Below are 12154 nucleotides of genomic sequence, written 5' to 3' on the forward strand. Positions count from 1 at the left end.
TACAGCCCCGGTTCCTCGCCGCGCCCCAGCCGGGAATGTTGAAGACATGTCGGCCCAGCACCAGCAGGGTGAAGCCGATCACCACCGGCACGGGCGGTGCCGCTCTGGCCGATGGATGGGCCTGAGCCGCCCGAGGGCATGGATCGCCTCGGATTGTAGGAGCGCAACTCGTTGCGCGATGAGCCGGCCCGCCCCCCGAGGCGGAACCAGGCGCCTGGCTGCGTTCCTACAACCCCGGTTCCTCGCCGCGCCCCAGCCGGCGAATGTTGAAGACATGTCGGCCCAGCACCAGCAGGGTGAAGCCGATCACCACCGGCACGTAGGCCGGAGCCAGCCAGATCGCCGCCAGCGGCGCCATGGCCGCGCTGGCCAGCGAAGCGATGGCCGCGGTGCGCAGCCACCAGGCGAGCAGGCTCCAGACCAGGCCGCAGACCATCGCCACGCCCGGCATCAGCATCAGCATCACGCCGAAGGCGCTGGCCACCCCCTTGCCGCCGCGGAAGCGGTACCAGACCGGGTAGCTGTGGCCGAGCAGCACGCCCAGCCCCACCAGCCCCTGCCCCCAGGGCGGCAGCCCCATCAGCAGGGCCAGCCCCAGCACCGGCATGCCCTTGGCGGCATCCACCAGCAGGGTGGCCAGGGCCAGCCGGGGGCCGTGGAGCCGCAGCACGTTGGAGAAGCCGGGATTGCCGGAGCCCGCCAGCCGGGGATCGCCGAGCCCGGCGAGCCGGCAGACCGTCAGCGCGCCGAGCCAGGTGCCGCTGAGATAGCCCAGCGCCACGAGCGGCAGGAGGAGTTCGAGTTGGGTCAGCACCGGCGAGCCTCGCGTCGGGGAGTGACTCGATTCTGCCAGCCATGGCGCGGGGGGAACAGTCGGCGACGCTGTCCCCGTCGCATCCGCTGTCGTACAATCGCCGGCCAACCACCGCCCCACCCTGCCTGGCCCGGGAGCCCTCGATGGATCTCGTACTGATCGAAGCGCTGAAGGTCGACACCGTGATCGGCGTCTATGACTGGGAGCGCACCCTGACCCAGACCCTGGTGCTCGACCTCGAGCTGGCCGCCGACATCCGCCCCGCGGCGGCGGACGACGACCTGGCCAGGACCCTGAACTACGCCGCCATCAGCGAGCGCATCCAGGCCTTCGGCGCCGAGCACCGCTTCGAGCTGGTGGAGACCTTCGCCGAACGGCTGGCCGAGACCCTTCGCCAGGAGTTCGCCATCGCCTGGCTGCGGCTGACCCTGCGCAAGCCCGGCGCGGTGCCCGATGCGGCGGCGGTGGGCGTGCGCATCGAGCGGGGGCAGCGCTGATGGCCCGGGTCTGCGTGAGCATCGGCAGCAACATCGAGCGCGACCGCCACGTGCGCGCCTGCCTCGACGCCCTGGCCGACACCTTCGGCGACCTGCGCCTGTCGCGGGTCTACGAGAGCGAGCCGGTGGGCTTCGAGGACGGCCGCAACTTCTACAACCTGGTGGCGGTCTTCGAGTCCGCCTGGACGGTGGGCGAGCTGCAGGCCTGGTGCAAGCGCCTGGAATTCGCCAACGGGCGGCGCCCGGACAGCCCCAAGTTCAGCCCGCGGACCCTGGACATCGACCTGCTCAGCGTCGGCGAGCTGATCGGCGAGCACGACGGCGTCGCCCTGCCCCGCGCCGGGATCCGCCACCACGCCTTCGTGCTCAGGCCCCTGGCGGAGCTGTTGCCCGACGCCCGGCATCCGCTCGGCGGGGAGCGCTATGCCGACCTCTGGGCCGCCTTCGACGCCCCGGAGCAGGCCCTGTGGCCGGTGGACTTCGTGTGGCGGGGGCGCCGCCTGTCCGGGCAGGCCTGAGGCTCAGTCGTCCGCCAGCACCCCGTCGATCACCGCCCGGCGCCGGCGGGCGAGCTCCTCGCCCAGCGCACGCCCCTCGAAGCCCTCCTCGACCAGGCCGCGCGGCAGGATCTGGCCGGCCAGCCGCCAGGCCAGGGCCAGGGGCTCCGCCAGGTCGGCGACCTCCAGGCTGACCAGGCTGATCAGCGGCGGCACCCGCTCCGGGCGCCGCCAGGCATCCACGGCGTCGAGCCAGGCCATCACCCGGGCGCCGTCCAGTCCCCGTCGCTCGGCGTCGCGGCACAGCGACCGGGTCGCCGCGGCCTGGTCGGCGAGGCGCACCGGCGCGCCGGGCAGCCTGAGCCGATTCCCCAGGCGGCGGCGCGCCTCGCGGTCGAGGTGCTCGACCAGCCGCGCCCACCGCCAGTGGGCCTCCGCCTCGGCGGGGGTATCCTCGGGCAGTCGCGGCAACCGCCCCAGGGCCCGGTCGAGGGCCGCCTCGTCCGCCGCCAGCTCCGGCATCAGCACCGCCAGGGCCCCGCAGTCGTGCAGCGCCTGGAAGTAGACATCCGGCCAGGGCTCGCCCAGGGCCTTCTCGGTCTCGGCCCAGACTCGCTCGGCCACCAGGTGGTCGAGCTCGCCGCTGTCGACCAGGCGGCGCATCAGGGCCCGGGTCTCCTCGGCGATCACGAAGCCCAGGCCGGCGTAGCGGGCCAGGAAGCGCGCGGCGCGCAGCACCCGCAGCGGATCCTCGACGAAGGCCGGCGACACGTGGCGCAGCACCCGCGCCTGCAGGTCGGCCAGCCCGCCGTAGGGGTCCACCAGCTCGCCCTCCGGGGTCTCGGCCATGGCGTTGACGGTCAGGTCGCGGCGCGCCAGGTCCTGCTCCAGGGTGACCTCGGGGCTGGCATGGACCTCGAAGCCGGTGTAGCCGTGCCCGGCCTTGCGCTCGGTGCGCGCCAGGGCGAACTCCTCGTGGGTGTCCGGGTGCAGGAAGACCGGGAAGTCGCGGCCCACGGCCTTGAAGCCGCGGCCGGTCATGACCTCGGGCGTGGCGCCGACCACCACCCAGTCGACATCGGTGACCGGCCAGCCCAGGCGGGCGTCGCGCACGGCGCCGCCGACCCGGTAGACCGCCAGGCCCTCGAGACGGGCATCGCGACGGCGGGGCACGCTCAGGCCTCCACCCGCTCGGGGTGCCGGTGCTGCCAGTCGGTGAAGCCGCCGTCCAGGCTGTAGACCTCGGCGAAGCCCTGGGCGGCCAGCCAGGCGGCGGCCTGCTGGCTGGAGTGGCCGTGGTAGCAGATCACCACCAGCGGCGTCTCCCGGGGCGCCTCGGCCAGCAGCGCCGGAACGCCGGCGTTGTCCAGGTGGCGGCTGCCGGGCAGGTGGCCGGCGGCGAAGCTCGCCGGGTCGCGGATGTCCACCAGGGTCAGGGGGCGGCCGGCGTCGAGCCAGTCGCCCAGGGTGGCGTTGTCCAGGTGCAGGAAGGTCGGCGCAGTCATCGGGCCTCCGGGTCGCGGGGAAGGGGGCAGTGGCGGCTGGGCACGCGGATGCGCTCGCCGCTCTCGAGGTCCAGGGCGGTCAAGGCCCCGCCCCAGACGCAGCCGGTGTCCAGGGCCTCGGCCCGCACCCGGCTGCCGGGGGTGGCGCCCTGCAGGGCGGCCCAGTGGCCGAACAGCAGGCGCGGATCGTCGTCGCGGGGGTACTGGAACCAGGGGGCGAAGCCCGGCGGGGCGCTGTCCAACCCCTCCTTGGCGGTGAAGTCGAGGGTGCCGGCGGCGTCGATGAAGCGCATGCGGGTGAAGGTGTTGACGATCGCCCGCAGCCGGTCGAGGCCCTCCAGGTCGTCCCGCCAGCGGGCCGGGGCGTTGCCGTACATGCGCTCGAGGAAGGCGCCGGCATGCTCGCCGCCGAGCCGCTCGGCGACCTCGTCGGCCAGCGCCACCGCGCGGTCGAGGCCCCAGCGGGGCGGCAGGCCGGCGTGGCTCATCAGGGTGTCGCCGTCGCGGACCACCAGCGGCCGGCTCTGCAGCCAGTCGAGCAGGCGCTCCCGGTCGGGGGCCTCGAGGATGGCCGCCAGGGTGTCCTTGCGCTTGAGCCGGGCCCCGCCGCGCGCCACCGCCAGCAGGTGCAGGTCGTGGTTGCCGAGCACCACCCGGGCGGCGTCGCCCAGGGCGGCGACCTCGCGCAGGCAGGCCAGAGAGCCGCGGCCGCGGTTGACCAGGTCGCCGGCCAGCCACAGCCGGTCGCGGCGCGGGTCGAACGCCAGGCGCTCCAGCAGGGCCACGAACTCCTCGTGGCAGCCTTGCAGGTCGCCGACGGCATAGGTGGTCATGGGCGCTCCCTCGCGTTCAGTGGACCTGGTTGGGGCCGGCCAGCCGGAAGGGGGCGACGGCGACCTCGAAGGGGCGCTGGGAGGCGGTGTCCACGCAGGTGAAGGCGCCCTCCATGACCCCCACGGGACCGTCCAGGATCGCCCGGCTGGTGTAGCGGAAGGTCTGGCCAGGCCCGATCAGCGGCTGCTGGCCCACCACCCCCTTGCCGCGGACCTCCTGGACCTCGCCGCTGCTCTGGGTGATCTTCCAGTGGCGGGCCAGCAGCTGCATGCTGTGCCCGGAGTGGTTGTGCACCGTGATGGTGTAGCTGAACACGAAGCGCCCCTCCTCCGGGTCCGACTCGTCCTCCCGGAAGGCCGGCTCCACGTCGACGCGGATCCCCTCGCCCAGCGCCGGGGCCGTCATGAGTCACCTCCCGCCTCGGCCAGATGATTGGCGATACGCACGAATTCCTCCACGGTCAGGGTCTGGGGACGTCGGCCGGGCGCGATGCCCAGGGCCTCCAGGGCCTCGGCGCCGAGCCGGCCCTTGAGGTTGTTGCGCAGCGTCTTGCGACGCTGGGCGAAGGCCTGGCGCACCACCTCGAACAGCAGCGTCTCGTCGCTGGCCCGATGCGGCGGCTCGGCATGGGGCGTCAGGCGCACGATGGCCGACTCCACCTTGGGGCGCGGCACGAAGGCCTCGGGGGGCACGGTGAACAACGACTCGACCCGGCAGTGGTACTGGGCCAGCACCGACAGCCGGCCGCGCGCCGCGCTGCCGGGCTCGGCGGCCAGCCGCTCGACGACCTCCTTCTGCAGCATGAAGTGCATGTCGGCCACCGCCTCGCCGGCCTCGAGCAGGTGCGAGATCAGCGGCGTGGAAATATTGTAGGGCAGGTTGCCCACCACCCGCAGCGCCGGCCCCTCGCCGCGCAGGGCGCGGAAGTCCATCTTCAGGGCGTCGCCCTCGTGGATGACGAAGCCGGGCTTGTCGAAGAACTGCACGCGCAGCCCGGGGATCAGGTCGCGGTCCAGCTCGATGACCTCGAGGTGGCCGTCCGTCGCCTCCAGCAACGGCTCGGTGAGGGCGCCCTGGCCGGGGCCGATCTCGATCAGGCGCTCGCCGGGCCGGGGGCCGATGGCGCGCACCAGCCGGGCGATGATGCCGGGGTCGCGCAGGAAGTTCTGGCCGAAGCGCTTGCGGGCGCGATGACCCTGGGGGCGGGATGCCATGCACTCTGTCCTTCTGTTCGAATCGGGGGCGACACCGGGCTCAGCCGCGGCCCCGTCGCGCCATCTCGGCGGCGAGGGAGACGGCCACCGCCAGGCTGCCGGGGTCGGCGACGCCGCGGCCGGCCAGGTCCAGGGCCGTGCCGTGGTCGACCGAGGTGCGCACCAGGGGCAGGCCCAGGGTGACGTTGGCGGCGCGGCCGAAGCCGGCGTACTTGAGCACCGGCAGGCCCTGGTCATGATACATCGCCAGCACGGCGTCGGCGTCGGCCAGGTGGCGCGGGGTGAACAGGGTATCCGCCGGCAGCGGGCCGTCAAGGGTCAGCCCCTCGCGGCGCAGGGCCGCCAGGGTCGGGGCGATGGTGTCCAGCTCCTCGCTCCCCAGGTGACCGGCCTCGCCGGCATGGGGATTGAGCCCACAGACGGCGATGCGCGGCGCGTCCAGGCCGAACCAGCGGCGCAGGTCGGCGTCGAGGATCCGCAGCACCCGGCTCAGCCGCGCCGGGGTCACGGCGTCGGCCACCTCGCGCAGCGGCAGGTGGGTGGTAGCCAGCGCCACGCGCAGCGCCCGCGGGCCCTGCCAGCCGGAGCCCGCGGCGTGCAGGGCGCGGTCGGTGGCGAGCATCATCACCACCTCGTCGAGCCCGCAGGCGTCGCGCAGGTATTCGGTGTGGCCGGTGAACTCGGCCTGGCCGGCCTCGACGATCACCGCCTTGTGCAGCGGGGCGGTGACCATGCCCTCCGCCTCGCCGGCGCGGCAGGCCGCCAGGGCCCGGTCCAGGGTCTCGAGCACGTAGCCGGCGTTGCGGGTATCCAGCACGCCGGGGCGGGCCGGGGCGGCCAGCGACACCGGCCACACCGGCAGCCTCCCGGGCCGCGCCTCGGGCACCGGCTCGCCGGGTCCCAGCTCGACGAGCTCCAGGGGCCGGCCGATGGCCGCGGCGCGCTCGGCGAGCAGCTCGGGATCGCCCACCGCCACCGGCCGCCCGGCCGGCGTGCCGGCGGCGGCCAGCATCACCGCGAGCTCGGGGCCGATGCCGGCCGGCTCGCCGGTGGTCAGGGCCAGGACCGGGGCGTCGGTCATGCCCCGGGCTCGAGGCGCTCGTCGACGAAGGCCTCGGCGCGGATCTCCTGGAGCCAGGCCTCCATCTCGTCGCCGGCCTTGCGCTGGAAGAGCGCCTGGCGGGCCTGCTCGCGGCTCAGACCGCCCTGCTGCTCCATGAAGCGCTCGACCTCGCGCTCGGAGAGGCTGACCCGGCCGGCGACCCGGCGCTGCTGGAGCTCGCGCATCAGCAACTCGCGACGCACCTGGTCGCGCATCATGCCCAGCGACAGACCATCGGCCTCCAGGGCGTCGGCGAACTGCTCCAGGGTCATGCCGTTGCCCTCGGCGATGGCCCGCACCTGGCGGTTGAGCTCGGTGTCGTCGACGCTGAGGTTGGCCTCCCGGGCCATCTGCAGCTGGATCTCCTCGACGATCAGGCGGTCGAGCACCTGCTCGCGCAGCGCCTGGTCGGACGGCAGCTCGATGCCCCGGGCGGTCAGCTGGCGGCGGGTCTGGGCGAGGCGGTCCTCCAGCTGGGAGGCCATGATGGCGCCCTCGTTGACCACCGCCACGATGCGGTCCAGGGGCTGGCGCTCCTGGGCCTGGCCGGCCAGGGGCGCGGCCCCCAGCAGCACGGCCAGCAGCAGGGGGGCGAGTTGTCGGCTGCGCATGTCGGTCGTTCCTCTCTCGTTCGGGGTGTCTGGGGGGCCGGCGCCGCGCCGTTCAGGGCCGGCCGAAGGCGGTGCTGCGATATCCGGGAACGGCGCCGTCGAAGTAGCCCGCGGCCTCGCCGCCGACGCCGCCGAGTCCCTTGAAGACGAAGCGCAGGAAGAGGCCGCGGTCCGTGGTGTCGTCGCCGATGGTGTCGGCGGTGCCCTCGTCGTCGATCCACTCGCGCCACACCAGCTGCAGACCATAACAGCAGTCGTTCCACTGCACACCCGCCAGCTGCTCGAGGGTCCGGTCGTTGGTGTTGTCGTAGACCGCCCGGGCGATCAGGTCGAGGCTCGGCGAGACGCGCCAGGCGCCGGAGACGTCGATCTCCTCGCGGTCGTAGCCGCGCACGTCGTCGTCCTCCTCGGCCGGGTCGAAGCCCTGCAGCTCCCAGCGATAGCCCAGGTTGAACGCATGTCCGGCCTCGGCGCGGTACGCCAGGCTCCAGCCGGCGCGCTCGGTGCGCGACAGGTGGTCGTCGTAGAGCCACTCCCAGCAGGTGCGCCAGCGATCGGTCAGCCGCCAGTCGAGCCGGGCGACCAGCGGCGAGCGGTCCCGGGTGGCGTCGTAGAAGCGCTCGAAGCTGGCGAAGTCCTCGCGCTCGGCCTTGTCGGGATCGCCGGCCAGGTCGATGGCGCGATCGTCCAGGTAGTAGGCCTGGCCGAGGCCCAACGAGAGCCGCTCGCGGCCGCCGGCATCCTCCAGCAGCCGGGTCTCCAGGCCCAGCGACAGGCGATTGAGGTCGCCCACCCGATCGCCGCCGGAGAAGCGGTCCGGCGACCACAACTGGTTCCAGGAGAAGGCGCGCTGGCTGGTGTCGAAGTCGGGGAAGTCGCGCTGGTCCTCGGCCGGGACATAGGCGTAGTTGAGGCGCGGCTCCAGGGTCTGGCGGTAGCCGCGCCCGCCCAGCGACAGGTCGCGCTCGAACACCAGGCCGCCGTCCACCGAGGCCACGGGCACGGTCAGCGACGGGGTCTCGCTGCGCTCGGTGTCGCGACGGCCGTAGTCCAGGTCGTAGGCGAGATGGGCCAGCTCGACCCGGGGCTCCAAAAACCCCCAGGGGCGGTCGAGGCGCCAGCCCAGCGCCGGCGTCAGGCGCAGCCGGGTGCCGTCGGCCGCCTCGCGGATCGGGATCCGCCGGCGGCGGTCGCGGAAGTCGTAGAAGCCGTCCTCGTCGCCCTCGACGTCACGCCAGAAGTAGGTGAGGTTGGCGTTCCACTCCTGGTAGAGGCCGCTGTCCTGGGACCAGCGGCCCCGCGCGTCCAGGCTCGGCAGGCGATAGAAGGGCTTGTCGCCCTCGTCCAGGGGATCGTCGAGCTTCTGGTAGCCCTGGGCCCGGGCCTGCAGCCGCCAGACGTCGCCGCGGTAGTCGAGCCGGGCCAGGCGCGCCAGGTGGTCGGTGTCGCGCTCGGCGAAGTCGCGGCCGAAGTCGTCGAAGTAGGCGCCGTCGCTGGCCGCGCCGTATTGCAGGCGATAATCGGTGCGCGCATCGAGGCGGCCGGCATGGCGGACATCCAGGTACCAGCGCGCGTCACCGTCCTCCAGCGAAGAGCCGTCCGAGGCGCCCTCCCCGGCGCGCTTGTCGTCGGCGATATAGGCGCCCTCCAGGGTGCCGGCATCGGACGGGAAGAGGTAGCGATACTCGGCGCCCAGCAGCCAGCCGCGATCGCTGATCCAGCGCGGCGTGAGGGTCGCGTCCTGGTCGGGGGCGATGTTCCAGTAGAACGGCTGGGCATAGTCGAGGCCGTCGCCGCTGCTGCCGACCATCGGCCACAGGAAGCCGGTCTGGCGGCGGTCGTCGATGGGAAAGCGCACCCAGGGCCAGTAGAAGACCGGCACCCGGCCGACCTCCAGGCGCGCGTGGCGGGCGGTGCCGAAGCCGCTCTCGCGGTCGAGCAGGATGTCGTTGCCGACCAGGCGCCACAGCCGGCTGCCCGGCTCGCAGGTGGTGAAGCTGGCCTCGCGCAGGCGATAGCGCCCGTCCGCCAGCCGCGCCAGGCGCACCGCGTCGCCGCGCAGGCGCTGCGCGTGGGCCACGTAGTGGGCGCCCTCGATGCGCGCCGCGTCGCTGTCCAGGGAGAACTCGGCGGCCTCGCCGCGCACCAGCAGGTCGCGGTCGCGGATCGCCAGGGGGCCATCGGCCAGCACCCGGTCGCGGGCCGCGGGCAGGTGGACCCGCGGCGCCTCGAGCTGGGTGTCGCCGCGGCGCAGCACCACCTCGCCGGCGAGCCGAGTCTCGCCCTCGATGCCGTACTCGCCGCTGTCGGCCTCGCTGGCCACCCGCCCCTCGGGCGGCGGCGGCAGTCGGTAGGCCGGCATCACGTAGCGGCCGCGGCACACGGCGCCGGCGGGGCGTTCCTCGCCCCAGGGTTGCCAGTCCAGCTGTGCGGCCGGCAGCGGCTCGGGGGGCGCCGCCAGCGCCGGGCCGGTCAGCAGGCTCGAGGTCATCAGGCCTGCCAGGGCCGTCCAGGTGCGTCGCTTGGCCATGTTCCACGATGTCCTTGGCAGAGTGAATCGGTATTATACAGCCCCCGAGCGCGCTGTCCCGCCGACGCGCCCCGGTCGTCGCCGACGACGTGGGGCCTCAGCATGCGGCGCCGCCCCGGGGCCGTCAACCGACGCTCCGCCACCCGATGACCGAGAGGTGAAGATGCCCGAGGCCGATGCCCCGACGCGCCACGACTGCCTGCGCCAGTGGGTCGCCCGCCGCCACGGCCTGGCCCCGGCGGCCGTCGACCTGCGCCTGGCGGCCGGCGATGCCAGCTTTCGCCGCTACTACCGGCTGCGGCTGCCGGACGGCGACACGCGGATCCTGATGGACGCCCCGCCCGACCGGGAGGACAGCGCCCCCTTCGTGGCCGTGGCGCGCCGCTGGGCCGAGGCCGGCCTGCCGGTGCCGGCCCTGCACGGCGTGGATCTCGCCGCCGGCTTCCTGGAGCTCGACGACCTGGGCGACACCCCGCTGCAGAGCCGCTTCGCCGCCGAGGACGACCCCGCCACCCTGGCCTGGCACGAGCGCGCCCTGGATCTCGTCCATGACCTCCAGAACCGCGCCGCCCCGGATGGCCTGCCGCCCTATGACGCCGCGCTGCTCGGCCGCGAGCTGGACCTCTTCCCCGAGTGGTGCCTGGCGCGCTGGCTCGACGTCGCCCCGCCGCCCGGCTGGGACGCCCTGCGCCAGGCGCTGATCGAGGCCGCCCTGGCCCAGCCGGTGGTCACCGTGCACCGGGACTTCGACGCCATGAACCTGATGGTGGTCGAGGAGCGCCTCTACCTGATCGACTTCCAGGACGCCGTGGCCGGCCCCATCAGCTATGACCTGATCTCGCTGCTGCACGGCCGCTACTGCCGCTTCGCCCCGGCGCAACGTGCGGCCTGGATCGAGGCCTTCCGGGCCCGCGCGGTGGCCGACGGCCGGCTCGCGGCGGGCGTCGCCCCGGACGCCTTCCGCCGGCAGGTGGCGGGCATGGCCGCCCAGCGCAGCCTCAAGGTGCTGGGCATCTTCTGCCGGCTGACCCTGCGCGACCATCGCGACGGTTATCTCGCCCGGCTGCCGCACTTCCTCGCCCACCTGGAGGACGCCCTGGCCGAGCTCGACGGCCACGACGCCGTCCGGGCCTGGCTCGCCGACACCCTGCGCCCCGCCCTGGCGGCGCGACTGGCCGCGGAGGGGGCGGCATGAAGGCGATGATCCTGGCCGCCGGCCTCGGCACCCGCATGCGCCCGCTCACCGACCGCTGTCCCAAGCCGCTGCTGCCGGTAGCCGGCAAGCCGCTGATCGTCCACCACCTGGAACGCCTGGCCGCGGCGGGCATCCGCGAGGTGGTGATCAACGTCAGCTACCGGGCCGAGCAGATCATCGAGGCCCTGGGCGACGGCGGCGACTTCGGGGTGCATATCGCCTGGAGCCGCGAGGAGGCCCCGCTGGAGACCGGCGGCGGCATCCGCCGCGCCCTGCCGCTGCTCGGCGAGGCCCCCTTCTGGCTGGTCAACGGCGACGTCTGGTGCGACCTCGCCCCCGACGCACTCCCCGCCCTCGACGACGACCTGGCCCGGCTGGTGCTGGTGGACAACCCCGACCACCATCCGGACGGCGACTTCCACCTGGACGCCGCGGGGCGGGTGCACGCGACGGGCGCGCCCCGCCTGACCTACGCCGGCCTGGCGCAGCTCGACCCGGCGCTGGTGGCCGACCGGGCCGACGGCGCCTTCGCCCTGGCGCCGCTGCTGCGCGCGGCCATGGCAGAGGGGCGGGTCGCCGGCCATCATCATCGCGGCGCCTGGGTGGATGTCGGCACCCCGGCGCGCCTCGCGGCCCTGGACCGCCGCCTGCGCGACGGCCGGGGCTGAGCCCCGGCGCCGACAGCTGCTATGCTGCCCGCCTCCCCCTTGCCCGCAATCCAGAAGGACCCCGCCTATGAAAGCCACAGTGAAATGGACCGACGGTCGCCAGTTCGTCGCCTCGGGATGTGGACAGTCGGCAGCGGCCGCGGTGGAGTCGCGCGTTTAATCAACAGGAAGGAACTCAGCTCATGAAAGCCACAGTGAAATGGACCGACGGTCGCCAGTTCGTCGCTGAGGCCGGCAGCGGCCACAGCGTGGTCATCGACGGCCCCCCCGACCACGGCGGCCACAACACCGGCCCCCGCCCCATGGAAATGCTGCTGATGGGCATGGGCGCCTGCACCTCCTTCGACGTGCTGGAGATCCTCGAGAAGTCCCGGGCCCCGGTCTCGGACTGCGTGGCCAGCGTCGAGGCCGAGCGCGCCGACGCCGTGCCCAGCGTCTTCACCAGGATCCACGTGCACTTCACGGTCAGCGGCCGCGGCCTCAAGGAGAAGCAGGTCAAGCGCGCCGTGGAGCTGTCCGCCGACAAGTACTGCAGCGCCTCGATCATGCTGGCCAAGGGCGGCGTCGAGGTGACGCACTCCTTCACCATCGTCGAGGACTAAGCCGCCCCGCCGCGGCGGCGAAAAAAATCCGCCGCGGCGGGTGCGCCGTCACGGCGGGCTGTGCATAATACGCGCCTTTCGATCG

General features: G+C 73.8%; 14 protein-coding genes. 5 read left to right on the forward strand and 9 right to left on the reverse strand.

What is annotated here, in order from left to right:
- Positions 1-226: 226 nt before the first annotated feature.
- Positions 227-814 carry a glycerol-3-phosphate acyltransferase gene (locus QC818_RS07195; RefSeq protein ID WP_309652170.1) on the reverse strand — a complete coding sequence of 196 codons (588 nt, stop codon included), beginning with the start codon at positions 812-814 and terminating at the stop codon, positions 227-229.
- Between the two features lie 143 nt (positions 815-957).
- Here QC818_RS07195 and folB point away from each other — a divergent pair, with 143 nt between their 5' ends.
- Both folB and folK read left to right on the forward strand, forming a co-directional pair.
- Positions 958-1311, forward strand: coding sequence for a dihydroneopterin aldolase (folB, locus tag QC818_RS07200; protein WP_309652171.1), 354 nt, complete (start codon positions 958-960; stop codon positions 1309-1311).
- Positions 1311-1829 carry a 2-amino-4-hydroxy-6-hydroxymethyldihydropteridine diphosphokinase gene (folK, locus tag QC818_RS07205; RefSeq protein WP_309652172.1) on the forward strand — a complete coding sequence of 173 codons (519 nt, stop codon included), beginning with the start codon at positions 1311-1313 and terminating at the stop codon, positions 1827-1829. The genes folB and folK overlap by 1 nt, the downstream gene beginning before the upstream one ends.
- Before the next feature lie 3 nt (positions 1830-1832).
- Here the strand turns inward: folK and QC818_RS07210 are convergent, their stop codons facing one another.
- From QC818_RS07210 to QC818_RS07245, 8 genes are read right to left on the reverse strand one after another with little or no spacing between them, the layout of a single operon-like run.
- Complete coding sequence (locus QC818_RS07210; RefSeq protein WP_309652173.1) at positions 1833-2981, reverse strand: polynucleotide adenylyltransferase; 1149 nt, start codon at positions 2979-2981, stop codon at positions 1833-1835.
- Between the two features lie 2 nt (positions 2982-2983).
- The gene (glpE, locus tag QC818_RS07215) at positions 2984-3313 is read right to left on the reverse strand and encodes a thiosulfate sulfurtransferase GlpE (RefSeq protein WP_309652174.1); all 330 of its coding nucleotides are present in this window, start codon (positions 3311-3313) and stop codon (positions 2984-2986) included.
- Positions 3310-4146, reverse strand: a complete 837-nt coding sequence (locus QC818_RS07220) for a symmetrical bis(5'-nucleosyl)-tetraphosphatase (RefSeq protein WP_309652175.1) — start codon at positions 4144-4146, stop codon at positions 3310-3312. The genes glpE and QC818_RS07220 overlap by 4 nt, the downstream gene beginning before the upstream one ends.
- 16 nt (positions 4147-4162) lie before the next feature.
- Entirely contained in the window at positions 4163-4552 is a 390-nt protein-coding gene (apaG, locus tag QC818_RS07225) for a Co2+/Mg2+ efflux protein ApaG (RefSeq protein WP_309652176.1), read from the reverse strand.
- Positions 4549-5361, reverse strand: a complete 813-nt coding sequence (gene rsmA, locus QC818_RS07230) for a 16S rRNA (adenine(1518)-N(6)/adenine(1519)-N(6))-dimethyltransferase RsmA (protein ID WP_309652177.1) — start codon at positions 5359-5361, stop codon at positions 4549-4551. The genes apaG and rsmA overlap by 4 nt, the downstream gene beginning before the upstream one ends.
- Before the next feature lie 40 nt (positions 5362-5401).
- Complete coding sequence (pdxA, locus tag QC818_RS07235) at positions 5402-6442, reverse strand: 4-hydroxythreonine-4-phosphate dehydrogenase PdxA (RefSeq protein WP_309652178.1); 1041 nt, start codon at positions 6440-6442, stop codon at positions 5402-5404.
- On the reverse strand, positions 6439-7074 hold the full coding sequence (locus tag QC818_RS07240) for a SurA N-terminal domain-containing protein (RefSeq protein WP_309652179.1): 636 nt from the start codon (positions 7072-7074) through the stop codon (positions 6439-6441). Before QC818_RS07240 ends, pdxA begins: the two co-directional genes overlap by 4 nt.
- Before the next feature lie 52 nt (positions 7075-7126).
- Positions 7127-9604 (reverse strand): LPS-assembly protein LptD, encoded by a 2478-nt coding sequence (locus tag QC818_RS07245; RefSeq protein WP_309652180.1) that lies wholly within the window; start codon positions 9602-9604, stop codon positions 7127-7129.
- Between the two features lie 163 nt (positions 9605-9767).
- Here QC818_RS07245 and QC818_RS07250 point away from each other — a divergent pair, with 163 nt between their 5' ends.
- The 3 genes from QC818_RS07250 (at position 9768) to QC818_RS07260 (ending at position 12069) form a co-directional block, all read left to right on the forward strand.
- Positions 9768-10799, forward strand: a complete 1032-nt coding sequence (locus QC818_RS07250) for an aminoglycoside phosphotransferase family protein (protein WP_309652181.1) — start codon at positions 9768-9770, stop codon at positions 10797-10799.
- Positions 10796-11467 carry an N-acetylmuramate alpha-1-phosphate uridylyltransferase MurU gene (gene murU / locus QC818_RS07255; RefSeq protein ID WP_309652182.1) on the forward strand — a complete coding sequence of 224 codons (672 nt, stop codon included), beginning with the start codon at positions 10796-10798 and terminating at the stop codon, positions 11465-11467. The genes QC818_RS07250 and murU overlap by 4 nt, the downstream gene beginning before the upstream one ends.
- A gap of 182 nt (positions 11468-11649) precedes the next feature.
- Complete coding sequence (locus QC818_RS07260; protein ID WP_309652183.1) at positions 11650-12069, forward strand: OsmC family protein; 420 nt, start codon at positions 11650-11652, stop codon at positions 12067-12069.
- Positions 12070-12154: the final 85 nt, after the last annotated feature.

The sequence above is a fragment of the Halomonas koreensis genome (genome assembly GCF_031451675.1).
GTDB classification, from domain to species: Bacteria; Pseudomonadota; Gammaproteobacteria; order Pseudomonadales; family Halomonadaceae; genus Halomonas; species Halomonas koreensis.